The 243-nt window shown below is 72.4% G+C and carries 1 protein-coding gene; it reads left to right on the top strand.

Features of this window, described 5'->3' with window-relative positions; translation table 11 throughout:
* Positions 1 to 39: 39 nt before the first annotated feature.
* The coding region (locus HP550_RS03850; RefSeq protein ID WP_175346280.1) for a hypothetical protein at positions 40 to 243 on the top strand (204 nt) is incomplete at its 3' end.

Below are 243 nucleotides of genomic sequence, written 5' to 3'. Positions count from 1 at the left end.
GCCTTGCCGGGTGCGTACGGTTCGCGTAGAATCGTACACATGTTCGAGACGACGGTTGCGGTGGTGGAGGTGGCGGCGCGGGTGCGCGATGCCACGTCCTCCCTGGCTGTCGTGGCTCGGGATTCGCGGGCGTGGACGGGTGCGGACCGGGCGTCGGTGCTGGCGGTGGTGCGGGCCTCGGAGGCGGCGTTGGCCGAGGCACGGGCGCACCTGCTGGTCGCGGACCGCGATGCGGGGGACAGT

This window comes from Cellulomonas humilata (assembly GCF_013359775.1).
Classification (GTDB): domain Bacteria; phylum Actinomycetota; class Actinomycetes; order Actinomycetales; family Cellulomonadaceae; genus Cellulomonas; species Cellulomonas humilata.
This window is presented reverse-complemented; position numbering and strand designations above follow the sequence as displayed.